This is a genomic window from Mycobacterium sp. (assembly GCF_035640695.1).
Classification (GTDB): domain Bacteria; phylum Actinomycetota; class Actinomycetes; order Mycobacteriales; family Mycobacteriaceae; genus Mycobacterium.
In genome coordinates, this window is the sequence record NZ_DASQVQ010000185.1 from 16,415 (window position 1) to 41,769 (window position 25,355).

The 25,355-nt window shown below is 66.6% G+C and carries 28 protein-coding genes and 1 tRNA gene; 17 read left to right on the top strand and 12 right to left on the bottom strand.

What is annotated here, in order from left to right; all coding sequences use genetic code 11:
- Nucleotides 1-37: 37 nt before the first annotated feature.
- Both VE759_RS21660 and VE759_RS21665 read right to left on the bottom strand, forming a co-directional pair.
- A complete protein-coding gene (locus VE759_RS21660) occupies nt 38-2,011 on the bottom strand; it encodes an ATP-dependent DNA helicase (protein ID WP_324936266.1) in 1,974 nt (657 codons plus the stop codon).
- The gene (locus VE759_RS21665; protein ID WP_414687976.1) at nt 2,008-3,330 is read right to left on the bottom strand and encodes a nicotinate phosphoribosyltransferase; all 1,323 of its coding nucleotides are present in this window, start codon (nt 3,328-3,330) and stop codon (nt 2,008-2,010) included. Before VE759_RS21665 ends, VE759_RS21660 begins: the two co-directional genes overlap by 4 nt.
- A 111-nt stretch (nt 3,331-3,441) precedes the next feature.
- Here VE759_RS21665 and clpS point away from each other — a divergent pair, with 111 nt between their 5' ends.
- Genes clpS through VE759_RS21720 form a run of 11 tightly spaced genes read left to right on the top strand, consistent with a single transcriptional unit; the run spans nt 3,442 to nt 10,877 of the window.
- Entirely contained in the window at nt 3,442-3,744 is a 303-nt protein-coding gene (clpS, locus tag VE759_RS21670; protein ID WP_324936270.1) for an ATP-dependent Clp protease adapter ClpS, read from the top strand.
- A 27-nt stretch (nt 3,745-3,771) separates the two neighbouring features.
- Entirely contained in the window at nt 3,772-4,350 is a 579-nt protein-coding gene (locus tag VE759_RS21675) for a DUF2017 domain-containing protein (RefSeq protein WP_324936272.1), read from the top strand.
- Nucleotides 4,351-4,372: 22 nt separating this feature from the next.
- Nucleotides 4,373-5,425 (top strand): P1 family peptidase, encoded by a 1,053-nt coding sequence (locus VE759_RS21680; protein ID WP_324936274.1) that lies wholly within the window; start codon nt 4,373-4,375, stop codon nt 5,423-5,425.
- A 13-nt stretch (nt 5,426-5,438) separates the two neighbouring features.
- Nucleotides 5,439-5,879 carry a M67 family metallopeptidase gene (locus VE759_RS21685; RefSeq protein ID WP_324936276.1) on the top strand — a complete coding sequence of 147 codons (441 nt, stop codon included), beginning with the start codon at nt 5,439-5,441 and terminating at the stop codon, nt 5,877-5,879.
- Complete coding sequence (locus VE759_RS21690; protein ID WP_324936278.1) at nt 5,876-6,148, top strand: MoaD/ThiS family protein; 273 nt, start codon at nt 5,876-5,878, stop codon at nt 6,146-6,148. Before VE759_RS21685 ends, VE759_RS21690 begins: the two co-directional genes overlap by 4 nt.
- Nucleotides 6,149-6,151: 3 nt before the next feature.
- Nucleotides 6,152-7,114: a cysteine synthase gene (locus tag VE759_RS21695; RefSeq protein ID WP_324936280.1), complete on the top strand. Its 963-nt coding sequence runs from the start codon at nt 6,152-6,154 to the stop codon at nt 7,112-7,114.
- A gap of 31 nt (nt 7,115-7,145) precedes the next feature.
- Complete coding sequence (locus VE759_RS21700) at nt 7,146-7,817, top strand: rhomboid family intramembrane serine protease (protein WP_324936282.1); 672 nt, start codon at nt 7,146-7,148, stop codon at nt 7,815-7,817.
- Nucleotides 7,814-8,638, top strand: coding sequence for a glutamate racemase (gene murI / locus VE759_RS21705; RefSeq protein WP_324936284.1), 825 nt, complete (start codon nt 7,814-7,816; stop codon nt 8,636-8,638). The genes VE759_RS21700 and murI overlap by 4 nt, the downstream gene beginning before the upstream one ends.
- A gap of 58 nt (nt 8,639-8,696) precedes the next feature.
- Nucleotides 8,697-9,470 (top strand): cyclic nucleotide-degrading phosphodiesterase, encoded by a 774-nt coding sequence (locus tag VE759_RS21710; protein WP_324936286.1) that lies wholly within the window; start codon nt 8,697-8,699, stop codon nt 9,468-9,470.
- A gap of 20 nt (nt 9,471-9,490) precedes the next feature.
- Nucleotides 9,491-10,270, top strand: a complete 780-nt coding sequence (gene rph / locus VE759_RS21715) for a ribonuclease PH (protein WP_324936288.1) — start codon at nt 9,491-9,493, stop codon at nt 10,268-10,270.
- A gap of 49 nt (nt 10,271-10,319) precedes the next feature.
- The gene (locus tag VE759_RS21720; RefSeq protein ID WP_324936321.1) at nt 10,320-10,877 is read left to right on the top strand and encodes a non-canonical purine NTP pyrophosphatase; all 558 of its coding nucleotides are present in this window, start codon (nt 10,320-10,322) and stop codon (nt 10,875-10,877) included.
- Nucleotides 10,878-10,942: 65 nt separating this feature from the next.
- Here VE759_RS21720 and VE759_RS21725 read toward each other — a convergent pair whose 3' ends face one another.
- Nucleotides 10,943-11,302 (bottom strand): DUF3817 domain-containing protein, encoded by a 360-nt coding sequence (locus VE759_RS21725; RefSeq protein WP_324936290.1) that lies wholly within the window; start codon nt 11,300-11,302, stop codon nt 10,943-10,945.
- Complete coding sequence (locus tag VE759_RS21730) at nt 11,299-11,676, bottom strand: hypothetical protein (RefSeq protein WP_324936292.1); 378 nt, start codon at nt 11,674-11,676, stop codon at nt 11,299-11,301. Before VE759_RS21730 ends, VE759_RS21725 begins: the two co-directional genes overlap by 4 nt.
- Nucleotides 11,677-11,754: 78 nt before the next feature.
- Between VE759_RS21730 and VE759_RS21735 the strand changes: the two genes are divergently transcribed.
- Nucleotides 11,755-11,838 (top strand) — tRNA-Leu (locus VE759_RS21735).
- 547 nt (nt 11,839-12,385) lie between these two features.
- Here the strand turns inward: VE759_RS21735 and VE759_RS21740 are convergent.
- Complete coding sequence (locus tag VE759_RS21740) at nt 12,386-12,514, bottom strand: hypothetical protein (protein ID WP_324936294.1); 129 nt, start codon at nt 12,512-12,514, stop codon at nt 12,386-12,388.
- Nucleotides 12,515-12,677: 163 nt separating this feature from the next.
- On the opposite strand from VE759_RS21740, the gene VE759_RS21745 reads away from it, so the two are divergent.
- Both VE759_RS21745 and VE759_RS21750 read left to right on the top strand, forming a co-directional pair.
- On the top strand, nt 12,678-14,225 hold the full coding sequence (locus VE759_RS21745; RefSeq protein WP_324936296.1) for a serine/threonine-protein kinase: 1,548 nt from the start codon (nt 12,678-12,680) through the stop codon (nt 14,223-14,225).
- A gap of 108 nt (nt 14,226-14,333) precedes the next feature.
- Nucleotides 14,334-15,734, top strand: a complete 1,401-nt coding sequence (locus VE759_RS21750; RefSeq protein ID WP_324936298.1) for a wax ester/triacylglycerol synthase family O-acyltransferase — start codon at nt 14,334-14,336, stop codon at nt 15,732-15,734.
- 31 nt (nt 15,735-15,765) lie between these two features.
- Here the strand turns inward: VE759_RS21750 and VE759_RS21755 are convergent, their stop codons facing one another.
- The gene (locus tag VE759_RS21755) at nt 15,766-17,715 is read right to left on the bottom strand and encodes an acetoacetate--CoA ligase (RefSeq protein ID WP_324936300.1); all 1,950 of its coding nucleotides are present in this window, start codon (nt 17,713-17,715) and stop codon (nt 15,766-15,768) included.
- A gap of 274 nt (nt 17,716-17,989) precedes the next feature.
- On the opposite strand from VE759_RS21755, the gene VE759_RS21760 reads away from it, so the two are divergent.
- Together VE759_RS21760 and VE759_RS21765 are read left to right on the top strand one after the other, a co-directional pair.
- Nucleotides 17,990-18,619 (top strand): fatty-acid--CoA ligase, encoded by a 630-nt coding sequence (locus VE759_RS21760; RefSeq protein ID WP_324936302.1) that lies wholly within the window; start codon nt 17,990-17,992, stop codon nt 18,617-18,619.
- Between the two features lie 13 nt (nt 18,620-18,632).
- Nucleotides 18,633-18,812, top strand: coding sequence for a (2Fe-2S)-binding protein (locus VE759_RS21765; protein WP_324936304.1), 180 nt, complete (start codon nt 18,633-18,635; stop codon nt 18,810-18,812).
- Here the strand turns inward: VE759_RS21765 and VE759_RS21770 are convergent.
- Together VE759_RS21770 and VE759_RS21775 are read right to left on the bottom strand one after the other, a co-directional pair.
- Nucleotides 18,775-20,109: an MFS transporter gene (locus VE759_RS21770; RefSeq protein WP_324936306.1), complete on the bottom strand. Its 1,335-nt coding sequence runs from the start codon at nt 20,107-20,109 to the stop codon at nt 18,775-18,777. The genes VE759_RS21765 and VE759_RS21770 overlap by 38 nt on opposite strands.
- Nucleotides 20,096-20,929, bottom strand: coding sequence for a putative hydro-lyase (locus VE759_RS21775; protein WP_324936308.1), 834 nt, complete (start codon nt 20,927-20,929; stop codon nt 20,096-20,098). The genes VE759_RS21770 and VE759_RS21775 overlap by 14 nt, the downstream gene beginning before the upstream one ends.
- A 264-nt stretch (nt 20,930-21,193) precedes the next feature.
- Here VE759_RS21775 and VE759_RS21780 point away from each other — a divergent pair, with 264 nt between their 5' ends.
- Nucleotides 21,194-21,535 carry an Lsr2 family protein gene (locus VE759_RS21780; protein WP_324936310.1) on the top strand — a complete coding sequence of 114 codons (342 nt, stop codon included), beginning with the start codon at nt 21,194-21,196 and terminating at the stop codon, nt 21,533-21,535.
- A gap of 16 nt (nt 21,536-21,551) precedes the next feature.
- Here the strand turns inward: VE759_RS21780 and VE759_RS21785 are convergent, their stop codons facing one another.
- The 4 genes from VE759_RS21785 to cysD all read right to left on the bottom strand — a co-directional run.
- Complete coding sequence (locus tag VE759_RS21785; RefSeq protein ID WP_324936312.1) at nt 21,552-22,031, bottom strand: RrF2 family transcriptional regulator; 480 nt, start codon at nt 22,029-22,031, stop codon at nt 21,552-21,554.
- A gap of 41 nt (nt 22,032-22,072) precedes the next feature.
- A complete protein-coding gene (locus VE759_RS21790; protein WP_324936313.1) occupies nt 22,073-22,801 on the bottom strand; it encodes a 3'(2'),5'-bisphosphate nucleotidase CysQ in 729 nt (242 codons plus the stop codon).
- Nucleotides 22,798-24,657, bottom strand: coding sequence for an adenylyl-sulfate kinase (gene cysC / locus VE759_RS21795; RefSeq protein ID WP_324936315.1), 1,860 nt, complete (start codon nt 24,655-24,657; stop codon nt 22,798-22,800). The genes VE759_RS21790 and cysC overlap by 4 nt, the downstream gene beginning before the upstream one ends.
- The coding region (gene cysD / locus VE759_RS21800) for a sulfate adenylyltransferase subunit CysD (RefSeq protein ID WP_324936317.1) at nt 24,657-25,355 on the bottom strand (699 nt) is incomplete at its 5' end. The genes cysC and cysD, both read right to left, overlap by 1 nt.

Genomic DNA, 25,355 nt, shown 5'->3' on the forward strand with positions numbered 1-25,355 from the left:
TAGTTGATCCCGCGAAGTCGGCGCCGCTGGTTTGACGTCAGCCCGCCGCACATGTGAGACGATCCAGTGCGGCGCGGACAGTTTGCCGGTCGGTGGTGACCCAGAACGGCGGCAGGGAATCCCGCAGGTACCCGCCGTAGCGGGCGGTCGCCATCCGGGAGTCGAGCACCGCCACCACGCCCTTGTCGTCGACGCGGCGCAGCAGCCGACCTGCGCCCTGCGCTAACAGCAGCGCGGCGTGGCTGGCCGCGACCGCCATGAAGCCGTTGCCCCCGCGGGCGGCGACCGCCCGCTGGCGCGCGGTCAGCAGCGGGTCGTCGGGCCTTGGAAAGGGAATGCGATCAATGATCACCAGCGAAAGCGACGGGCCCGGCACATCGACGCCCTGCCAGAGCGACAACGTACCGAACAACGAGGTTTCCGGGTCGGCGGCGAACCGCTCGACGAGGGCACCGGTGGCGTCGTCGCCCTGGCACAGCACCGGCGTGCGCAGCCGTTCCCGCATCGCCTCGGCGGCTGTCTTGGCCGCCCGCATCGACGAGAACAACCCAAGTGTGCGGCCGTGTGCGGCGCCGACCAGGCCGGCGATCTCGGTGAGTTGCTCCGCCGATCCGACGCCGTCGCGGCCGGGTGGCGGCAGGTGTTTCGCGATGTAGAGTATGCCCGATTTCGCGTGCTGGAAAGGGGACCCGACGTCTAGTCCTCGCCATTGCGGCGGCGAATCGTGTTGTTGCGCAGACAGTCCCCACGCCGATGCCATTGCGTCGAATGACCCGCCGATGGTCAGCGTGGCCGATGTCAACACTGCGGTGGCCCGACCGAACACGCGGGTGCGCAACAGGTCCGCCACCGACAGCGGCGCCACACGCAGCACGGCCCGTATCGAGCCGCGGTTGTCTTCATGGTCCAGCCACACCACGTCGGTCCGGTCGGAAAGAACGTCGTTGAACGACAGAAGGATTCGTGCGCATGTGTCGGTGATCTCGTCGAGGGCGGCCAGTGCCTCGGACCGCGCAGCAGCGGCCTTGGCGTCCGACGGCGCCGCTCCAATGGCCTTGCGCGCGGCGTCGGCGGCGTCGCGCAGCGTCGTCAGCGCCACCCCGAGCCGCTCGTCGAGATGATCGATGCGCCCAGGCGCGCTATCGCGGATCAACTCGGAAAAAGCGGCGGCGGCCGCGTCGAGCCGGTGCAACAGTTCGGGTTGCACGAACCGGCCAACGCGGCGGATAGCCGCAGTCAGCGGCGCCGATGCGAGCTCGCCGGTGGCCACTCGCGTCACCCGGTCCACCAGCTCGTGCGCCTCGTCGACCACCAACATGTCGTGTTCTGGCAATACGGCGGCGTCCGCGATCGCGTCGATGGCCAGCAGTGCGTGGTTGGTGACGATGACGTCGGCGCGTCCCGCCTCGGCGCGGGCCTTTTCGGCGAAGCATTCGGTGCCGAACGGGCAGCGCGCCACGCCGAGGCATTCCCGCGCCGAGACGCTCACCTGTGACCACGACCGGTCCGGCACGCCGGGGGAGAGCTCGTCGCGGTCGCCGGTGTCGGTGGTCGACGACCACACGGTCAGCCGCTGCACGTCGCGACCGATCGCGGTGGACGGTGCGAACAGTGCCTCCTGTGGTGGATCCGCGTCATCCGGGCCGTCAGCCGATCCGTTGTGGATCTTGTTCAGGCACAGATAGTTTCCGCGACCCTTGAGAATCGCGAAGCGTGGTCGCCGGGGCAGCGAGCCGGCCAGTGAATCGGCCAGCCGCGGCAGGTCCCGCTCGACAAGCTGGCGTTGCAGCGCGATGGTGGCGGTCGAGACGACCACCGGCGAGGCGGATTCGAGTGCATGCACGATCGCCGGTACGAGGTAGGCCAACGACTTGCCGGTGCCGGTTCCGGCCTGGACGGCAAGATGCTCTCCGGACTCAAACGCGTGCGCGACCGCCTTCGCCATCTCGATCTGGCCTGCGCGTTCGGTGCCGCCCAGGGCCTCGACGGCGGTGGCGAGCAACTCGGTCACCTCGGCCGCCGTGGCTCCCCCTCGATTGCGTCGACCGGGACGAGCCGGGTCGGAATGGCGGGTTCCCCGTGAGACAGCTTCAGCCCGTCCCACGGTAGAGATTTCAATCCCGAGGCCACCCGCGCGCGGGCGGCGTCGAGATCGGCGTCGGCAACGATCTCGCCTTCGCGGACCAGCGGCACGGTCACCGTGCGGCTGGGCTCTTCGACGTGCGGCGGCTTACCGGCCGGGTAAATGACCTCCTCGAGCATTGTGCCCGAGGGCTTGGCCAACCGCATCGCTTCCTTGCGGCCACCGTGAGACTCCTTGTGGCTGCTGCGTTTTGCAACCGGCATGCCGTCGACCTCGACGAGCTTGTACACCATGTTCGCCGTTGGGGCGCCGGATCCGGTGACGACCGAGGTGCCGACGCCGTACCTGTCCACGGGCTCGGCACGCAGCGCGGCGATCGCGAACTCGTCGAGATCGCCCGACACCACGATGCGGGTGTCGGTCGCGCCGAGCTGGTCAAGCTGGCTGCGCACCTGCCGGGCGAGCACCCCGAGATCGCCGGAATCGATACGCACCGCACCCAGGCCCGTTCCGGCCGCCTCGATCGCGTTGGCCACCCCTTCGGTGATGTCGTAGGTGTCGACGAGCAGTGTGGTCTGCGACCCGAGCGCCTCGATTTGGCCACGGAACGCCGCCCGCTCGTCGGGGCCGTCGGGGCCGGTGTGCAGCAGCGTGTAGGCGTGTGCGGCGGTGCCGAGTGCGGGCACGCCGTAGCGGCGTTGCGCCTCGAGGTTCGACGAGCCGGCGAAACCCGCGACGTAGGCGGCGCGCGCCGCTGCCACCGCGGCCTGTTCGTGAGTGCGCCGCGAGCCCATCTCGATCAGCGGGCGCCCGTCGGCCACGCTGACCATCCGGGCGGCGGCCGACGCGATCGCGGTGTCATGGTTGAGGATTGACAACACCAGGGTTTCGAGCACCACGCATTCGGCGAACGTACCGTGCACCGACAACACCGGCGAGCCGGGGAAGTAGAATTCGCCTTCTGGGTAGCCGTCGATGTCCCCGCGGAACCGGAAGTCGGCCAGGTAGTCCACCGTGTTGGCATCGAGGAAGCCGCGCACCAATTGCAGCGCGCCGTCGTCGAATATGAAGTGCGGCAACGCTTCGAACAACCGGCCGGTACCGCCGACGACACCATAGCGGCGCCCGTTGGGTAATCGGCGAGCGAAAACCTCGAACGTGGTGCGACGCTCTGCGGCGCCGTCGCGCAGTGCCGCGGCGAGCATGGTCAGCTCGTATTTGTCGGTCAGCAGCGCGACGGAGTGCACAAGGCAACCGTATCGAGTTGGGGTGACGTCTGAGCCCACAACTCGGCTGTGCGCTCGGCCATTTTGGGATAGGCCGGTGACCGTGTCGGACCACGCGGCTATCCTTGGGCCATGGTTACGCCAGCGCGGACCCGGCCGGGGACTCGCCAGCAGCAAGACGTCGCTCCGGTTGATTCTGCGCAGGCACCATGGGTCACCATCGTCTGGGACGACCCGGTCAATCTGATGACATACGTGACGTATGTGTTCCAGAAACTGTTCGGGTACAGCGAGCCGCACGCCACCAAGCTGATGCTGCAGGTGCACAACGACGGCAAGGCCGTGGTCTCGGCGGGCACCCGTGAGTCGATGGAGACCGACGTATCCAAGCTGCACGCGGCCGGGTTGTGGGCCACGCTGCAGCAGGACCGCTAACCGACGCGATTCGGAACGGACGCACTGGTGCGTAAATGGAAACGGGTCGACACCGCCGACGGCCTACGTTTTCGGTCGTCTCTGGCCGCCCATGAGGCATCTCTGCTGCAGAGCCTGGTCTCCTCGATGATCGCGATGCTCGACGACCGCGAATCATCTGCCCCCGCAGACGAACTCACCGACATTACGGGGATCAAAACTGGTAACCCGCGGCGGCCCGAGGATGCCACGATGGCGCGGCTGTTGCCAGATTTCTACCGTTCGACGCGCACCCACCCAGCCGGTTCGGCGGTGGCCGAAAGCCTCAACGGCGCGCTGCGCAGCCTGCACGAGCCCGACATCATCGAGGCGAAGCGCCAAGCCGGTCAACGGCTGTTGCGCACCCTGCCCGCCGGCGGACGCTTCGAGCTGACCGAAGATGACGCCAACGCCTGGATAGCCGCGGTCAACGACGTCCGGCTCGCGCTGGGCACCATGCTCGGTATCGGGCCCGACGGCCCGGAGCAACTGCCCGCCGAGCACCCGATGGCCGGGCACCTCGACGTTTACCAGTGGCTGACGGTGCTGCAGGAGTATCTGGTAATCGCATTGATGGGGCGGCGCTGATGCCGCCCCGCGAACGAGGCGAGTGTTGACCTCAAGCGGTTCCATTACCGACGTCGGCGGCATCCTCGTCGGGCACCACCATCGGTTGGACGTTGACGCCGCGCACGGCACGGGCTGGGCCACCGGCAGCACGGTCGTGCTGACGCCGGCGGGTACGGTCGGTGCGGTCGAAGTCCGCGGGGGTGCTCCTGGCACCCGCGAGACCGATCTTCTCGACCCGGCCAACACCGTGCGCTATGTCGATGCGGTGCTGCTGACCGGCGGTAGCGCGTATGGCCTTGCAGCCGCCGACGGGGTGATGCGCTGGCTGGAGGAACACCGTCGCGGCGTGATGATGAACGACGTCGGCGATCAGGTGGTGCCGATCGTGCCGGCTGCCGTGATTTTCGATCTGGCCGTCGGAGGATGGGATTTGCGGCCGAATGCCGAATTCGGTTACTCCGCAAGCAATAACGCGAGCAGGGACGTCGGAAGTGGATGCGTGGGTGCGGGCACCGGCGCCCGCGCAGGAGTGCTGAAGGGCGGCATCGGAACAACGTCGATGGTGCTGGGCTCCGGGGTGACGGTCGGGGCGCTGGTCGTGGTCAACTGCGTCGGCGACGTCATCGACCCGGCCACGGGTCTGCCCTGGACTAACTTCGTGGCCGCCGAACTCGGGCTTGCTCGCCCGCCGCGGGCTCAGATCGACGCGTTTGCCGCGTTGGTGGCCGAACGAGATCGTTTCGCGCAGGCGTTCAACAGCACGATCGGCGTCGTGGCCACCGACGCCGCGCTCAACCCGTCGTCATGCCGGCGCGTCGGCATCATGGCGGCCGACGGACTGGCCCGCGCGATCCGGCCGTCGCACAGCCCGATGGACGGCGACACCGTGTTCGCGTTGGCCACCGGCGCGGTGGAGGCACCGCCGAGCAGCCGATTACCCGCGGCCATGTCGGAGGAGGCCGGGCTGGCGGCCATGGTCGGCGCGGCGGCCGCCGATTGCCTTGCCCGCGCGGTGGTCATCGCGGTGATGGCGGCCAGTGCGGCCCACGGAATACCCGCCTATCGTGACGTGTTGCCCGGGGCATTCACATGAAGGGGGCGACGCTGTGCTGGTGATTCGCGCCGACTTGGTCGACGCCATGGTCGCGCACGCGCGCGCCGATCACCCCGACGAGGCGTGCGGGGTGATCGCCGGACCGGAAGGCTCCGACCGGCCCGAGCGGCACATCGCACTGACCAATGCGGAACGTTCGCCGACGTTCTATCGCTTCGATTCGATGGAGCAGCTCAAGGTGTGGCGCCAGATGGACGAGGCCGACGAGGTACCGGTCGTCATCTACCACTCGCACACCGCGACCGAGGCGTATCCGAGCCGCACCGACGTCTCGTATGCGTCCGAGCCGGACGCGCACTACGTGCTGGTGTCCACCCGCGACGCGGACACTCACGAGCTGCGCAGTTACCGCATCGTCGACGGCGAGGTCACCGAGGAGCCGGTGACCGTTGTCGACACCTACGAAAACGTTGCAGAAAGGGTCAACCCATGACGGTCAGCGTCTCGATACCGACGATCCTGCGCACCCACACGGGAGGCGAGAAGCGAGTCACTGCGGCGGGCGACACGCTCGAGGCGGTCATCAGCGACCTCGACTCGAACTACTCCGGCATCTCCGAGCGCCTCATCGATAACGGCAAGCTGCACCGTTTCGTCAATATCTACGTCAACGACGAGGACGTGCGGTTCTCCGGCGGGCTGGCCACCCAGATCGCCGACGGCGACTCGGTGACGATCCTGCCGGCCGTCGCGGGCGGCTAGAGATTGACGCGATACGACTCACTGCTGGAGGCCCTCGGCAACACGCCGCTGGTCGCGCTGCATCGGCTGTCACCCCGCTGGGATGACGGGCCGCACGTGCGGTTGTGGGCCAAGCTCGAGGACCGCAACCCGACCGGCTCGATCAAGGACCGCCCCGCAATCAGGATGATCGAGGACGCCGAGCGCAAAGGCGTCCTCAAGCCGGGCGACACGATCCTCGAGCCGACGAGCGGCAACACCGGCATCTCGCTGGCAATGGCCGCGCTGCTGAAGGGGTACGCGCTGATCTGCGTGATGCCGGAGAACACCTCGATCGAACGGCGGCAGCTGCTGGAGCTCTACGGTGCGCGGATCATCTACTCGCCGGCCGAGGGTGGATCCAACACTGCGGTCGCGCACGCCAAGGAATTGGCCGAGCAGAACCCGTCGTGGGTGATGCTCTACCAATACGGCAACCCGGCCAACACTGAGTCGCACTACTACGGCACCGGCCCGGAGCTGCTGGCCGACCTGCCGGAGATCACCCACTTCGTCGCCGGGCTTGGGACCACCGGCACACTGATGGGCACCGGCCGGTACCTGCGCGAGCATGTGCCCGACGTACAGATCGTCGCGGCCGAACCCAGGTACGGCGAAGGGGTCTACGCACTGCGCAACATCGATGAGGGCTTCATCCCCGAGCTTTACGACCCGGACGTGCTGACCACACGCTTTTCGGTCGGGTCGTTCGAGGCGATCAAACGCACCCGCGAACTGGTCGCCGCCGAGGGCATCTTCGCCGGCATCTCGACCGGCGCGGTTCTGCACGCCGCACTGGGCGTGGCGGCCAAGGCCGTCGAGGCGGGGCAGCGGGCCGACATCGCGTTCGTGGTGGCCGATGCCGGATGGAAGTATCTGTCGACCGGTGCTTACGCCGGTAGCCTGGACGAAGCCGAGGACGCGCTGGAAGGGCAGCTATGGGCATGACGGCTAGGCGAGAAGCCGAGGCGGGTCGCGCATGATTCAGCCGGTCGGTTATCCGGCCACGCCGCCGCGAAAGAAGCGGCCGGTGTGGGTCACCGGCGGCATCACGATCGTCAGCTTCGTCGCGCTGCTGTACATCATCGAGGTCGTCAATCAGCTCAGCGGCGACCGCCTCGATGAGAACGGCATCCGGCCGCTGGAGGCCGACGGGTTATGGGGCATCGTCTTCGCGCCCTTGCTGCATGCAAGCTGGCAGCACCTGATCGCCAACACCGGTCCCGCGCTGGTGCTGGGCTTCCTGATGACGTTGGCCGGGCTGTCACGGTTCATCTTTGCCACCGCGATCATCTGGATCCTCGGCGGTTTCGGCACCTGGCTGATCGGCGAGGTCGGATCCACCTGCGGCGTCAACTCCAACATCATCGGCGCGTCGGGTCTGATCTTCGGCTGGCTGACCTTCCTGCTGGTGTTCGGGTGGTTCACCCGCAACTTGTGGGAGATCATCATCGGGCTGATCGTGCTGTTCATTTACGGCGGCATCCTCTGGGGTGCGGTGCCCGTACAGGGCTGTACCGGCATCTCGTGGCAGGGTCACTTGTGCGGGGGTATCGCAGGCGTGCTGGCCGCCTACCTGCTGTCCAGTCCGGAACGCAAGGCCCGCGCGTTGCGCCGTGGCAGGGCGACAACGCCACCGATGACCCGGTGAGGTCCCCATTGGTGCCGGTCGGGATTTTCGATTCCGGTGTGGGCGGCTTGACCGTCGCGCGCGCGATCATCGACCAATTGCCGGACGAGGACATCGTCTACGTCGGCGACACCGGCAACGGCCCCTACGGGCCGCTGACCATTCCCGAAATTCGCGCGCACGCGCTGGCGATCGGCGACGACCTCGTCACCCGCGGCGTCAAGGCGCTGGTCATCGCCTGCAACAGCGCGTCGTCGGCGTGCCTTCGTGACGCGCGGGAACGCTATGCCCCGGTGCCGGTGGTGGAGGTGATCCTGCCCGCGGTGCGCCGTGCGGTCGCGACTACGCGCAACGGCCGCATCGGCGTGATCGGCACCGAGGCGACGATTTCGTCGGGCGCCTACCAGGACGCGTTTGCCGCCGCCCGGGATACCGAGGTCATCGGCGTCGCGTGCCCGCGGTTCGTCGACTTCGTCGAACGGGGCATTACCAGCGGCCGTCAGGTACTCGGACTGGCCGAGGGCTACCTCGAGCCGTTGCAGCGCGCCGGCGTCGACACGCTGGTGCTGGGTTGCACCCACTATCCACTGTTGTCCGGATTGATCCAGCTCGCGATGGGCGAATCGGTGGCGCTGGTGTCGAGCGCCGAGGAGACGGCCAAGGAGCTGGTCAGGGTGCTCACCGAGCTCGACCTGCTGCGCCCGCATGACGCCCCGCCGGCTAGTCGGTTGTTTGAAGCGACCGGCGACCCGGACGCATTCAAACGGCTGGCCGCGCGATTTCTCGGGCCCGCGCTGGACGGCGTGCGACCTGTCCGGCGTCACGTTGGCGCGCTGGAATGATACTGGTCGCCTATTGCAGCCATGTTTTCGTCAAGAGAACAAAGGGCATGGCAAGCTTGTGAGCGTGCGGATCACTGTCCTTGGCTGCTCGGGCAGCGTTACCGGACCGGATTCGCCGGCGTCGGGATATCTGGTAATGGCTCCTGACGCTCCGCCGTTGGTCATCGACTTCGGCGGAGGCGTGCTCGGCGCATTGCAACGGCACGCGGATCCCAGCTCGGTGCATGTGTTGCTGAGCCATCTGCACGCCGACCATTGCCTCGATTTGCCGGGGTTGTTCGTCTGGCGCCGCTACCACCCGTCCGCGCCCACCAGCAAGGCATTGATGTACGGGCCCAGCGACACGTGGTCGCGGCTCGCGCAGGCGTCATCGCCGTACGGCGGCGAGATCGACGACTTCTCCGACATCTTCGACGTGCGGCACTGGGCCGACGGGCAGGAGGTGCGGTTCGGCTCGCTGACGGTGCTGCCTCGGTTGGTGGCGCACCCGACGGAGGCTTACGGCTTGCGGATCACCGACCGGTCCGGCGCGGTGCTGGTCTACAGCGGCGACACCGGCCTCTGCGATTCGCTCGTGGAGCTGGCGCGCGACGCCGACGCGTTCCTGTGCGAGGCATCGTGGACCCATGCTCCGGCCGAACGTCCCGAGCACCTGCACCTGTCCGGGACCGAGGCGGGCCAGATCGCGGCCCGCGCCGGTGTGCGTGAGCTGCTGTTGACCCACATCCCGCCGTGGACGTCGCGCGAGGATGTCATCACCGAGGCCAAGGCCGAGTTCCACGGGCCGGTGCGCGCGGTGGTCGCCCAGGAGACGCTGACAGTCGGTCGGTAGGCACCCGTAGGGTGGTCGGCGTGTCCAGTCGAGAAGACGGGCGGCTCGACGACGAGCTGCGCCCGGTGACGATCAGCCGCGGGTTCACCGTGCATCCCGCGGGGTCGGTGCTGATCGAGTTCGGTCAGACCCGGGTGATGTGCACGGCCAGTGTGATCGAGGGTGTGCCGCGATGGCGCAAGGGAAGCGGGGAGGGCTGGCTCACCGCCGAGTACGCGATGCTGCCGGCTTCGACGCATGAGCGCTCGGACCGAGAATCGGTCAAGGGCCGCCTCGGCGGGCGAACGCAGGAGATCAGCCGGCTGGTGGGCCGCTCGCTGCGGGCCTGCGTCGACCTGGCCGCGCTGGGCGAGAACACGATCGCCATCGACTGCGACGTGCTGCAGGCCGACGGCGGCACTCGCACCGCGGCGATCACCGGTGCGTACGTCGCGCTGGCCGACGCGGTGACATACCTGGCCGCCGCGGGTCAGTTGAACGATCCGCGGCCGCTGTCGTGCATGATCGCCGCGGTCAGCGTCGGCGTGGTCGACGGGCGAGTCCGCGTCGACCTGCCGTACGAGGAGGACGCCCGCGCCGAGGTGGATATGAATGTGGTTGCCACCGACACCGGCACGCTGGTGGAAATTCAGGGCACGGGTGAGGGCGCCACGTTCCCACGGTCGACGCTGGACAAACTGCTCGACGCGGCGCTGGGCGCGACGGAGAAGCTGTTCGAGATCCAGCGCGCGGCGCTGGAGCTGCCGTATCCGGGAGTGCTGCCGGAGCGGCCGGCGCCGAAGAAGGCGTTCGGAAGCTGAGTTGACGCGTCTGCTCGTGGCCAGCCGTAACCTCAGGAAGTTGGCCGAGATGCGTCGGGTGCTCGACGCCGCCGGGCTTTCGGGGATCAAGTTGGTGTCGCTGGATGAGGTGGAGCCCTTCGACGAGGCCCCCGAAACCGGTGCGACGTTCGAGGAGAATGCGCTGGCGAAGGCCCGCGACGCATTCGCGGCGACCGGACTGCCTGCTGTGGCGGACGATTCCGGCCTCGAGGTCGACGCGCTGAACGGCATGCCCGGTGTGTTGTCGGCCCGGTGGGCCGGCGTGCACGGCCACGACGCGGAGAACAATGCGCTGCTATTGGAACAGCTGCGCGACGTGCCCGACGCGCGGCGCGGCGCGGCGTTCGTATCGGCAAGCGCATTGGTTTCGGCTTCGGGCGAGGTGGTGGTGCGCGGCCGCTGGCCAGGGCGGATTGCGCGGGAACCCCACGGCGACGGCGGGTTTGGCTACGACCCGGTGTTCGTCCCGGAAGGGGAGACCCGCAGCGCGGCACAGCTCGGCCCGGCCGAAAAGGATGCGGTGTCGCATCGGGGTCGCGCGCTGGCTCTGCTGCTGCCGGCGCTGCGAACGCTGGCGTGCGCCTAGAGGCGTCGACTGTGCGGTTTCGTACGCGACACGCCGCGCGGACGTACGAATCCGCACAGTCGGCGCTAGAGGTTGAATTTCTGCTTGACGTCCTTGGTGCGGAAGTGCTCGACGATGATGCCGAGCAATGGAATCGTGCCGGCGAGCAGTGTCCCGATCGAAGTCAAGAGCGGCCAGCGCGCCTTCACGGCAAGATGCAACGTGGCCAGCAGGTAGACGAAGTACACCCAGCCGTGGACGACGCCGATCCAGCTGGGCGGATTTTCCACTTGCACGACATAGTGGAGGACGAGCTCGTAGCACAATGCGATCAGCCAGATGCCGGTCGCCCAGGCCATCACTCGGTACCCAAGCAGTGCGATGCGGATGCTGTTCTTGTCCGTCGTCTCCGTGCTGGCCTCTGAGCTGCTCGTCTCTGAGCTCATGCGGATGTCCTTCGATCGTGTTTGTTGTCCTCGGCGAGCTTGGCGAGATAGGCGTTGTACGCGGTGAGCGCCGGGTCGTCGGCTTGATCAGCGGGCGGCTTGGGGCGCTCGGGCAGCAGGCCGGCGGGAATCTCGGTGACCTCGTCGGGCTTGTGAATGGGCGGCGGCTCTTCTTCATAGCGGACGAATTTGCGGTACGCGTAAACCACGAACACCGCGAAAAGCGGCCATTGCAGGGCGTAGCCGAGGTTCTGGCCGGTGCCCGTCGCGGACTCGAAGCGTTGCCACTGCCACCAGGCCAGGGCTAGGCAGGCAAGCGATGCGACGAATACCAGCGCGATGAGCGCTGGCCTCCTACGCCGCGTAGTGGACACCGTTCAACGGTACCGCGCGGTCCTTCGGCCCGACGAACGCATCGAGCCGGGCGAGCGAGGCGGTACGATCACGACGCGGCGGGCGTGGCGAAACAGGAATACGCGCCGGCTTTAGGTGCCGGTGCTCGAGAGAGCGTGAGGGTTCGAATCCCTCCGCCCGCACACGTGCCCGGAAGGTGTCTGTCCAGGTAAACACGGGTTACCATGTTTAGCTGGCTACCTTCCTGGCGTCGGGTGACACGCAATTGCCACGCGAGAGCGCGGCCCGCGGTTGGCGTTAACGTCGGTTACTGGGCCCGATCGACGGCGTCGGCGTGTCGGGCCATACGCTCGGACAACTCAAGGAACTGGTTCTCATGCCCGCTAGCCACAGACGAGTAACCCAGCCTTCGTACCTCGGCGGCGAACCCACGCACATCGCGGGTCAATTGTTCAAGCTCATTCATGGTGGAACCACTCTCTCGAAGCCCCCGTGCCGCACAGCCGCGCGGGGGGAGCCACGACGTACAAATAGACTTCCGCCCAGACGGTGCCCGATCGGTCACCATCTCTAACATGCAACTCGACATTGACACTGAAGACCTAGTTGCCAAGAACGGGAAGTCGGCCAGCCACCCTGTATCGGGGGGATAGCGAAACGATACTGCTCCGTTCGAGTCATGTCGACGCCCGCGCCGCGGATTTGCCCGGCCGATGTCACAGCGCCGGCCTATTTGGACGTGTAGTGGCGGTGCATGGTGTCGACCGGGTATCCGACCTCGGCCGCGATGGCACTGCAGCGACGAAGCGGCGAGGTGTGGCTGTGCGGCGCTTGCAGATTGGCTGCATTCTCGGCCATCGGTGGGATTCGCCCGAAATACTTACGTTGTACCGTGTGGATTGGTGCGGTCGGTGCGTCACCGAAGGTTTCCGGTAGCGCGTTACCGGAAACCACCGCGAAGAATCGCCGCCGGACAATGGGCGGTAGCACACGTATCGGGTCGGGGACTGGGAGTATCCGAATGGTCTCATCGCGCGCGGGTTCGCGCGTCGGCACCATGTTCGGCCCCTACGAACTGCGTTCGCTCATCGGCATCGGCGGGATGGGCGAGGTGTATCGGGCCTACGACACCGTCAGGGACCGGATGGTTGCGCTCAAGCTGCTCCGCACGGAGCTGGCGGCCGACGCGGATTTTCAAGAACGATTTCGACGCGAGTCTCGGGTCGCTGCGCGCCTGCAGGAGCCGCACGTCATCCCGGTGCATGACTGGGGCGACATCGGCGGTGTCCTCTATATCGACATGCGGCTAGTTGAGGGTGCCAACCTGAAAACGGTGTTGGCGGAAAGCGGGCCCCTTGACCCGGCGCGCGCCGCCTCGATAGTCGCACAGGTAGCCGCCGCGCTGGACGCCGCACATGCCGACGGCCTCGTGCACCGTGACGTCAAGCCGGAGAACGTGCTGCTTACTCCGAGTGGGTTCGTCTACCTCGTCGACTTCGGCATCGCACACCTGGGTGGGGATAGCGGACTTACCAGTGCGGGTGCGGCGATCGGATCGTGCGTTTACATGGCCCCGGAACGGTTCGCCAACGCACGGGTGGGCCCGCAGGCCGATGTCTACTCCCTGGCGTGTGTGCTCTACGAATGCCTTACCGGCCGGCCGCCGTTCCCAGCGGGGGAAGTGAGCCAGCTGATCAGCGCTCACCTCCTCGCTGCACCGCCGCGGCCCAGCGCAGCGCGACCGGGACTGAACCCCGCGTTCGACGGGGTCATCGCCCGTGGCATGGCTAAAGAACCCCGAGACCGTTTTTCCTCCGCCGGAGAGCTTGCCGGTGCGGCACGCTCGACAGCGGCGTTGGACCAGTCGACGTCCGCAACCGCTGCTCACCACCCACAGCCGGCGAGCACCCGCCAGTTTCCGGCGCAGTGGCCCAACCCGACCGCAACGGGCTACACCCCGTACCTCGGGCCTGCCCGTCGGCCCCCAACACCTGTGCAGCAGCGGCGTGGTTTCGGGCCCGGACAGTTGGTGCTGGCCGGCGCGGCTGTGGCGTTGCTCATCCTCGCGCTCGCCGCGGCGCTGTGGCTGGCCTTCGGGCCAGACCGAACTAACGCGCCGCCGGCGAGCGTGGCGGTGCCGCCGAGCCCGAGTATGACCCAAACGACCAGTGAACCCACTACAGCCGGGACATCGCCGCGACCCTCGACGACAACGTCGTCGCCGCCCGCGTCACAGCCCGCCAACGGCGTGTCCGGCGCCGACGCGCGGGGGTTCCTGGACTATCCCAACGCCCGCTGTGACGCTGCAAGCACTGCCGCGGCCGTCGCTCGCACCACCAAGTCGGTGCTGGTGGTCTGCCGAGGCGGATCCGGGAATCTCTACTACCGAGGCGTGCGCCTCAGTGACGGCGCAAGCATCGAACTGGCCGACGCGGTGCGCTCGCCGGGCGGGTGGGACGTGACCAACCCGGCCGACGGCACCCGGTATGTGATACGGCCCGACAACTTGACCATTGCGAGGGGTTCGGTCGCGGAAACTGAGCCGATGGTCGAATACGCGTCCAACTAAGCGCGTGCCCCGGTGAGCCCGATAATCGCAGCGTGAAAGATTCACGCAACTTGTTGCGGTTCGGGCCGATTGGGCTTGACACGGCGTCATCGCGCCTAGCATCGGCGCATGGAACGGCTCAGTGGACTCGACGCGAGTTTCCTCTACATCGAGAGCCCCACCCAGCCCCTGCATGTGTGCTCGATAATCGAACTGGACACCTCAACGATGCCCGGTGGCTACACCTTCGATCGGTTTCGCGACGAGCTGGCGCGGCGGCTCGCGGCCATACCGCAATTCCGGGCGAAACTGGCCGACAGCCAGCTCAACCTGGACCATCCGGTGTGGGTCGAAGACGATGCGTTCGACCTCGATCGGCATCTGTACCGCATCGGCGTGCCGTCGCCGGGAGGACGCACCGAATTGGCCGACATCTGCGGGCACATCGCGTCCGCGCCGCTCGACCGCAGCCGGCCGCTGTGGGAGATGTGGGTGATCGAGGGCATTGCCAATACCGACCCGCACGCGGGAGGTCTATTGGCGGTGATGACCAAGATTCATCACGCTGCGGTGGACGGAGTCACCGGTGCAAACCTGCTGTCGCAACTGTGCAGCGTCGAACCGGCACCGCCGCCGCCGGATCGTGTGGAGGGCCCCGGGACGGCCGGCCCGTTTGAGATCTCGGCGAGTGGCCTGGTGAGGTTCGCCGCCCGCCCGCTGAAACTGGCCAATGTGCTTCCGACGACGGTCGCAACGATCGCGAAAACGCTGCGGCGGGCCGGTAGCGGCGTGACGATGGCTGCACCATTCGCGGCCCCGGCCACCCGATTCAACGCATCGATCACCGCCGACCGCAACATCGCGCTGGCCGAGCTGGACCTCGACGCCATCAAGACGGTGAAGAACCGCTTCAAGGTCACGGTCAACGACGTCGTGATGGCGTTATGCGCCGCGGTGCTGCGGTGGTTCTTGCTCGATCACGACGAGCTGCCCGCCAGATCGCTGGTGGCGATGGTGCCGGTGTCGGTGCACGACCAGTCCGATCGCCCGGGTCACAACCAGCTGTCGGGCATGTTCTGCCGACTCGAGACCCACATCGGCGACCCCGCGGAACGACTACGGGCGATTGCCCGGGCGAACGCCGCCGCCAAGAATCACAGCTCGGCCATCAGTCCCACGCTGCTGCAGGACTGGACGCAAGTCGCCGCCCGGGCGGTCTTCGGCACCGTTTTGCGGCTTGTGGCCAGCACACCGCTCACCGGGAAACCGGTGCACAGTTTGATCATCTCGAATGTGCCGGGCCCGCAAACAACGCTGTATTTCATGGGCTGCAAAGTGGACGCGTTGTATCCCCTCGGCCCGTTGTTCCACGGCTGCGGTCTGAATATCACGGTGATGTCGCTGAACGGAAAATTGAACGTGGGTGTCATCTCCTGCCCTGATCTGGTGCCCGACGTGTGGCGATTGGCCGATGACTTCAACGTTGCCCTTGACGAGCTGCTTGAATCCGCGGCTTTGGTGCGCGGGTGAGATGGCGAACCCGGGGTGGCCGGTCGCGTCCTCACCAGCGGTGCAGTCGGCCTCGTTCGCGATACCACTCGATCAGGTCAGGGTTGTCGAGCGCGCGCGGGTCGATGGCCACGTCGGTGCGGCCGGCGAGGATACCGGTAATCGGCACCTCCAGCTTCTTGCCGGTGCGGGTGTGCGGGATGGCCGGCGCGTCGATGACCTCGTCGGGCACGTGCCTGGGCGATAGTGTCGAGCGAATTTTGTTGCGGATCTTGTCGATAAGGTCATCGTTCAACCGATGGCCCGAGGCCATCGCGACAAACAACGGCATCCAGTAGCTGCCATCGGGTCCGTCGACGCCGACGATGAACGCCTCGCCGATCTCGTCCATGGCCTCGACGACTTCATAGATCTCGGCTGAGCCCATCCGGATGCCGTGTCGATTCAGCGTGGCGTCGCTGCGGCCATGAATGATGAGCGAGCCCCGGTCGGTAACCGTGACCCAATCGCCGTGGCGCCACACCCCCGGCGCCGGGCCGTCGGTCCATTCGTGTGCGAAATATGCGCTGCGATAACGGGATCCGTCCTCGTCGTGCCAGAACCCGATCGGCATCGACGGCATCGGCACCGTGATGACCAACTCGCCGACCTCGTTGGTCAGCGAGTGCCGGTCGGGTGACCAGCATTCCACCGCCGCGCCGAGATAGATCGTGGCAAGTTCGCCGGGGACAACCGGCACCCCGGGTGTTCCACCTGCGAAAGCCGTGACGACGTCGGTCCCGCCGCTGATCGACGACACGGTCACATCTGTGCCAACGTGGGAGCCGACCCAGGTGAATAAATCTGCCGCCAAAGGCGATCCGGTGCTGCCGACTGTGTGCAGTCGGCTCAGATCATGCGTGGATCCCGGCGTGAGCCCGGCCTTGCGCGACGCAAGCAATTGCCCCGGGCTGGTGCCGAAATATGTCACCTGCTCGTCGGCCAGCAGTCGCCAGAGACGGCCTGCATCCGGGTACAGCGGATGGCCGCTGTAGCACACGACCGTTGATCCGCAGAGGAGTCCGGCCAGCCGGAAGTTCCACATCATCCAGCTCAAGGCGGTCTGCCAGAAGAAGACGTCATCGGTGCCCAAGTTCGCGTGCAAACCGGCCGCTTTCAGGTGCTCGAGCACCACCCCGCCGTGGCCGTGAACGATGCCCTTGGGCCGGCCGGTGGTGCCGGAACTGAACAGCACCCACAGCGGGTGATCGAACGGAACTGCCTCGACTTCGGGCTCTTGCGGCTCGGCAACCAGATCCTCAAAACGCAGCGCAGCGCTGCTCTCGCCGCCACCAATGAGGATGATCGACGGGTCATCAGGCAGCAGCGACCGCAACTCGGCCGCGTGTGCGCGCTTGTCGATCCACCGCCCGTTATGCCGACTGCCGTCGGAGGTGAACAAGACCTTCGGGCTGAGCTGGCAGAGACGTGAGCCCGCACCTTCCGGCGCGTAGTCCTGACCGCACGCCGACCAGACCGCGCCGAGCGCTGCGGTGGCCAGGAACGCCACCGCCGCCTCCGCGACGTCGGGAAGGTATGCGGCGACGGTGTCGCCGCGCCGCACGCCCAAGCGGCGCAGGGCCGCCATGACCGCGCCTATCTGTCCGGGCAGGTCCGCCCAACTGATCTCGGTCCGCGCGCCCGACTCGTCGACGCCGATGACCGCGGGTCCCGTTTGGTGCGCATGCCGCAGGACCTGGTCGACGTAGTTCAGCTGCACGCCGGGAAACCATCGCGCCCCAGGCATCGACGCATCGGCGAGGACGGCGTCGTCCCCGCCGGCGAGCGAGCCGCTGCGGCTTTGTACGTCGAAGAACTCCCACACCGCGCGCCAGAACCGTGCCGGCTGGCGGACCGACCACTGCCACAGCTCGGCGTAGTCGCCGGCCGGCGCACCACAGCTTCGGGCCGCGGTCGCGGCAAACCGCTGCCATTGTGGCGACCGAACCGTGGTGGCCGTCATGATGTGGCCTTCTGCTGGGGTTGACCGCTGGCGCCGATGATCTGTTCTGCATGCCGCAGTACGGGCATGTCGACCATCATGCCGTCCAACTCGAAGAGCTGATGGCTTTCTGTTCATCGTGGGTCGCGACGACACCATCATTCGCGGCGGGGACTTGCCGGATCACGACGAGCTACGCGACCATGTCCGCACGGCGCTGAGGGGCTCTGGCACCGCTTTCTGACACGGAGGGACGATGGTGGTAGCCAAACCGCTGCCGGCCAGCGGTTAGGGCATGGCCGAGTCCCGCGCGCGCACGCTCATACTCGCTTCCGACTACCGTGTGCCCGATCCCCGAAGCGTGTGGCCGCTACTGCAGAGCCGCAAGCAGGAGCTCGCCGACATCGGGGCGCACCACGTGCTGGTGTACGCGTCGACGTGGGACCGCGGGCGGGTGCTGGTAACCATGGCCATTCGCAACCCCGAACCGATCGTTGATCTGCTGCGATCGCGGGTCTTCTTCGACTGGTTCGATGCGGTTGGCGTGCAGGACATCCCGGGTGTGTTCGCCGGTGAGATAGTGGAAAAGCTGGATCTGACAGCGTCTTCGGAGGCAGCGCCACCCGGCATCGTCGTGGGCGCAATGGCGTCGATCAACGATGTGACCGCCCTCGTCGCCCGGGTTCGGCAGGCGGTCGACCGATTCAAGGCAGCGGGTATTCGGCGCGTATGGATCTACCGGGCGTTCGACGATGCGAGTGAGGTGTTCATCCTCCAGGACATCGACAGCGAAGACGAGGCGCGGCATTGGGTTGAGGATCCAGATGTGGCCGCCGAATGGATGGCCGGTGCAGGGGTGGGCGCCTATCCGCCGCCGTTTGTCGGCAAGTTTTGGCACATGATGCACATCGACGAAGACTTTTGACGGGGCTCTTCTGATGTTCGTGTGCCTGTGCAGAGGTGTGACCAGTCAAGAAGTCGCCGACGCGGTGGCCGCTGGCGCCTCGACGACAAAAAAGGTCGCGAAGGTGTGCGGTGCCGGCGCCGAGTGCGGGCGTTGCCGGCGCACTGTGCGGGCGATCATCGAGTCGGTCCAGCTATCGGAGAAGAGTCGGTGAGACGGGTGGTCTGCGGCAGTGGGCGCGCCGCGGTCTCGCGCATGGTCAGGATCGTTATGAGCGTCATGACCGACGCAGCGATCATGTAATACGCGGGGGAGAGGTTGCTGCCGGTGCGGTGCACGAGCCATGTCGCGACGTAGGGCGTGGTTCCACCGAAGATGGCGACGGACGCGTTGTAGCCGACCGAAAAGCCGCTGGAACGGACTCGAGTGGCGAACAGCTCCGCGCCCGCCGCGAGTGACGCCGAGACAAACACCGCCTCGATCGCGGCGAGCCCGGCGTGCGCGGCGATCGCCGCGATTAGAGACCCCGAATTCAGCAGCAGGAAAAGAGGATAGGCGAATACTGCAAAGCCAACCGAGCCAGCGATGAGCAACGGCCGTCGGCCGATCCGGTCCGACAGCGCGCCCAGCGGCGGGATCAGAAGCAGCGCCACGATGCTGGCCACCGTGATCGAGACGAACGCGTTCGTCTTGGTGAACTTCAGGGTCTCGGTGAAGTAGGTCGGTAGGTATGTGAACACGACGTAGAAGCCGACGTTGTGGATGATCACCAGGCCGGCCACCTGCAGGATGGGCCGCCACGCGGTCGTGATCGCTTCCCTGAGCGGCGATTCGGCCAAGGCGTGGGTTTCGCGCAACTGCTTGAACTCGGGCGTGTCATCCAAGCGCAGCCGGATGTAGAGCCCGACGACCCCGAGCGCCCCGGCCATCAAGAACGGGACGCGCCAGCCGTAGGCGTTCATGGCATTCGCGGGAAGCACCGCGTGCAGCACGGTCACCGTCACCGACCCCAGCAGGAAGCCGATCACCACCGACCAGACCAGGAACGCGACGATGAAGCCGCGGTGCTTGTCGGGCGCATACTCGGCCAAGAAGCATGCCCCGCCTCCGTACTCACCGCCGGCCGAAAAGCCTTGCAGGCAACGCAGAAACAACAGCAGCAGCGGAGCGGCCACGCCGATCGCATCGAAGCTCGGCAGCAGGCCGATGGCCAGCGTCGAGGCGGACATCAGCAAGATCACCACCGCCAGCACGCGTTGGCGCCCGATCCGGTCTCCGAGCGGTCCGAAGAACAGCCCACCCAACGGGCGCATGAAAAACGCGGCGGCGAATACGGCGAATGTGTTCAGCAGCGCCGCCGTCTCGTCGCCGGACGGAAAGAACTTCTTGGCGATGTATGTGGCCAGCAAGCCATAGATCGCGAAATCGAACCATTCGACCGCGTTTCCGATTGCTGCACCGGCCACGGCCTTGCGGATGGCGGCGGGCTCCGCGGCGTCATTGGAACGCATTGCTCTCCTTGATGTCGAAATCTGCGTGTGGTCGATCGGTGATGAACATGTGCCCGGGCGCGTGGAAGATCGCAAGCTCCGGGCGTGTCTGGAGCGCGACGGCCTGTGGTGTCACTCCGCACGCCCAGAAGACCGGCACGTGTCCCGCCGGGATCTGCACCGGCTCACCAAAGTCGGGTGCGTCGAGGTCCGCGATGCCAAGCGGTGCGGGGTCTCCGACATGCACCGGTGCGCCGTGCATCAACGGAAAACGGGCCGAGATCGCGACCGTGCGAGGGACATCGGCCGGCATGAACGGTCGCATGGACACGACCAACGGGCCCGCAAATCGTCCGGCGCTCGCGCATCGGTGATTCGTCACGTACATCGGGACATTGACGCCCTGGGCCTGGTGCGCAAGGGGTAGGCCCGCGGACGCGAGGGCCCACTCGAATGTAAACGAGCACCCGAGCAGCATGCCGACCAGATCATCTCGCCAGTAACCCGATACTTCCGTCGGCTCGTCGATCAGCTCGCCGTCGTGGAACACCCGATACCGCGGCAGATCAGTCCGCAGGTCGGCGCCCGGCGCAAGCGTGGCGGGTTCCGCCGACCCGGTGTCGGTGACCTCCAAGACCGGGCACGGCTTCGGGTTGCGCACGCAGAAGCGCAGGAAGTCGAGGGCATCGTTGGCCGGGAGTACGACGAGGTTGGCCTGAGCGAAGCCGGGTGCCAGGCCGCTCGTCGGGCCGGTGTGCTCGCCGGAGCGAACGCGTGACCGGGCGGCGACCGCGGCGTCGAGCTGGGCCGCGCCGCCGGTTTCCGGCACGAGCACGTTCATACCGGCTGCATTCCCGCATTCGGACGGATAAATCACTGCGCGGCAATCAACCAGCGGTTTTTCGGGCTGGATGGCGCCGTATCTCGGGTCTGGTGACTCCGCGATCGACGCAATACTCAAAGTCGTCGAAGCCGTTCAAATCCAGCACATTGGTATGTAATATGCCCCCGATGGAGTAATTTAGTTTGTTGTCCCAGGCTTGCCTCCATCCGCCATGCAAGGCAGTGAACGGACGGGCGAGAATGCGAAAGGGCCGGTAGGCACATGGTGAGAAAAGTGACGGTGACCTTGGTCGACGATCTCGGCGACAGCTCGCCCGCCGAAGAGACGCTGAATTTCTCCCTCGACGGCGTCAGCTACGAAATCGACCTATCGGCTAAGAATGCGAAGAAGTTGCGCGAGCAACTCCAGCCGTGGGTAAAGGCGAGCCGCCGCGTGGGTGGGCGCAAGACCAGGTATCCGCTTTCGGCAAGCCGGACCCGGGAACATCCCGATCGCGCCCAGAGCGCCGCCATCCGCGAGTGGGCGAATCGCAACGGATATCAGGTGGCGGCAAGGGGACGAATTCCACGTGCGGTACTGGACGCGTTCGAAAGATCCGCCTGAGCCAATCACGCCGCGCCTAATGGACCGGGCGGTGGCCGCGCTTGCGTTCCTGTTCCAGATAGTCATCGGAAAGCCGACCCACATGACCCGGCAGCTCACCGGCCGCAACGTCGGCGAGCGTTGTCTCCTCGAGAACCGAGCGCATGCTGGCCCGCAGCGCCCGCCACACATCGGTCAGGGCGGCGGTGGCGCCGGAATACGGCAAATCGCCTAGTCCGGTGTCGTGGACGCTGGCGAGCGGACCGTCGATGGACCGCAGCACGTCGGCGATGCTGATCTCGGCCGCCGGCCGGCCCAACTCGTAACCGCCCTCGCGGCCCCGGCGGCTTCGGACGAGCCGGTCCGTGCGCAGGTCAGACAGGATATCGACGAGAAACTGCGGCGGAATTCCCTGCGCCTTTGCCAGGTCGTCGGTCTTGACCAGGTTGCCCTCATCGACGGACGCCAACTCGACCATGGCCCTGACGGCGTACTCCGCCTTGGCCGACATCCGCATGCTGCGAATTCTGCCATCGAGGGGGAGCTAATTCGCGACCGTCAGCCGGTGACGGCGAGGACCGGGTCTGCCAGTTCGGGTCGGCAGACCAGTAGATCTGGCACCAGCGGGTCTGGCCGGTTGTACTCCAGCGGCGAGCCGTCGATGCGGGACGCGTGCAGGCCCGCCGCCCGGGCCACCGCGACCGGCGCCGCGTTGTCCCACTCGTATTGGCCTCCGGCGTGGAGGTAGACGTCGGAGATGCCTTGCACGATCGACGCCACCTTCGCGCCTGCCGAACCCATCTCGACCAGCGTGCCGCTTAGCTGGTCGCAAACTTCGAGTGCGATCGCCGGCGGCCTAGTGCGGGACACCACGATCCGCGGTAAGGGTGGAGCGGGCGGCGGTGGCGGGAGACGCGGGGTTGCGAGTGTAACGCCTTGGGCCGGGAGGGCGACGGCACCGGCGGCCAGTTCGCCGGATTGCCATAGCGCGACGTGCACGGCCCAATCGTCGCGGCCCGGCTCGGAGAACTCGCGAGTCCCGTCCAACGGGTCGACGATCCAGACCCGGGCGGCCGACAGCCGGACAGGGTCGTCGACACCCTCCTCGGAAAGCACCGCGTCCGCTGGACGGAGCTCGGCCAACGCTTTCATCAGGAAGTCGTGTGATCGCTTGTCGCCCGCCGCTTTCCGTTCGCCGGCGGTGGCGTCGGCTACCTCATTGCGCACTTCGAGCAGAAGCCGGCCGGCCTTCGTCGCCAGCGTGGCGGCCAACGCGTGGTCGGTCATCGGCGCGACGCCAACAGGTCGACGATCTGCTCGGCGAGTTCTTCTTGCGTGCGGCAGTGGTCCAACCGCAGATCCGGCTGGTTCGGCGGCTCATACGGGCTGTCGATACCGGTGAAGTCCTTGATGTCACCGGCGCGTGCCTTTGCGTACAGCCCTTTCGGGTCGCGCTTTTCGCAGTCCTCGAGCGGCGTGTCACAGAACACCTCGTAGAACGGCACGCCCGCTTCCTCGTGTACCTGGCGGGCGAATTCGCGATGCTTGGCGAGCGGGCTGATGGCGGGAACCAGCACGATCTGTCCGCAGTCGGCGAGCAGCTTCGCGACATGGGCGAGCCTGCGCAGGTTTTCGGCGCGGTCGGCCATGCTGAATCCGAGGTCGGCGTTGAGTCCGTGCCGCAGGTTGTCGCCGTCGAGAACGTAGGCGGGTCTGCCCGACTCCAGCAGCTTGCGCTCGGCGAGCATCGCCACCGACGACTTGCCCGAGCCCGACAGTCCGGTGAACCAGATGGTGGCGCCGTGTGACAACCGGTCCGCGGCGGCGACCAGCGACCGGTGCTTGACGGTGTTCGGGCTCGACGCGCGGGCGGCGGCATCGCGCGCCGACATGTCGCGCAACACCATCCCGGCCGCGACGGTTCCGTTGGTGGTCGGGTCGATGAGAATGAACGACCCGGTGCTGGCGTTGCGGGTGTACTCGTCGACCATCAACGGCGATTGGGTGCGTAGCGTGATGCGCCCAAGTTCGTTGAGTTTCAGCGCCGTTGCGCGCTGGTCGCGGTGCAGGGTGTTGACGTCGAGCCGATAATCCAGTGCAGTGACCCGCGCGCGGGTGGTCTTGGTGGTCTGCTTGATGATGTAGTCGCGACCCGGCTCCAGCGCCGAATCGTCGGCCATCCAGCACACCGTTGCGTCGAATTCTCGAGTCACGCGCGGCTGATTGTTGATCCGCGCGACCAGGTCGCCGCGGGAGATGTCGAGGGCGTCGGCCAGGCGTATCGATACTGCCATCGGCGGAAAGGCTTCCGACACGGGACCGTTCGGACCTGCGATCGCGGCGACGCGGGTGGTCTTTCCGCTGGGCAGCACGATCACCTCGTCGCCGGGCCGCATCACGCCGCTGGCGACGGTGCCGGCGTAACTGCGGTGGTCGCGGTGTTCGCGGGTCTGTGGCCGGATCACGTACTGGACCGGGAAGCGCACGTCGACCAGGTTGCGGTCGCCCGCGATGTAAAGCTCTTCCAAATGAGACAGCAGCGCCGGGCCCTCATACCACGGGGCCTTGTCGGATTTGGTGACGACATTGTCGCCGTTGAGCGCCGACATCGGAATCGTCGTGACGTCGTGGACATCCAGCCGTGCGGCAAACTCGTAGAAGTCGTCACGGATGTTGTCGAATCTTTCCTGATCCCAGTCGATCAGGTCCATCTTGTTGACCGCCAGGACGATGTGCTGCACGCCGAGCAGTGACGCGAGGAACGCGTGCCGACGGGATTGTTCCAGCAGACCGTGGCGCGCGTCGACGAGCACGATCGCCAATTGCGCTGTCGAGGTGCCGGTCACCATGTTGCGGGTGTACTGAATGTGGCCGGGGGTGTCGGCGATGATGAATTTTCGCTTCGGCGTTGCGAAGTAGCGGTAGGCGACGTCGATCGTGATGCCCTGCTCTCGTTCGGATCGCAGGCCGTCGGTGACCAAAGCGAGGTCGGTGTAGTCGTTTCCGCGCTCCTTCGAGGTGCGCTCAACGGCGGCCAACTGATCCTCCATCACTGCTTTGGAGTCGAACAGCAATCGACCGATCAGGGTGGACTTGCCGTCATCGACGGATCCCGCGGTAGCGATGCGCAACAGCGTGGCCATCAGAAGTAGCCCTCCCGCTTGCGGTCTTCCATCCCCGCGTCGGAAATGCGGTCGTCGGCCCGGGTGGCCCCCCGTTCGGTGAGCCGGGACAACGCGGTCTCGGCGATGATCTCGTCGACCGCGGCCGCCGTTGATTCGACGCAGCCCGTGCATGTGACATCGCCGACCGTGCGGAACCGCACGCTTGTCTCGAAGACCTTCTCGCCGTCCCTCGGTTGCATGAACCGGTGCACCGCCAGCAGCATGCCGTCGCGCTCGAACACCGTCCTGCGGTGGGCGTAGTAGATCGCCGGGAGGGTGATGTTCTCGGCGCCGATGTAGGACCAGATGTCGTACTCGGTCCAGTTCGACAGCGGAAACACGCGGATATGCTCGCCCTTGCGATGCCGGCCGTTATAGAGGTTCCACAGTTCTGGCCGTTGGGCTTTCGGGTCCCACTGACCGAACTCGTCGCGGAAGCTGAACACCCGCTCCTTGGCTCGGGCCTTCTCCTCGTCACGACGCGCGCCGCCGAAGGCCGCGTCGAAGCTGTTCTCACGAATACCGCGCAGCAACGTGACGGTCTGCAGCGAGTTGCGCGACGAACCGTTGTCGACGACACGGCCGGCGTCGATGTCGTCCTGCACCGACGCGACCACCAACCGGACACCGGTTTCCGCGACCAGTTGGTCTCGGGTGGCGATGACCTCGTCGAAATT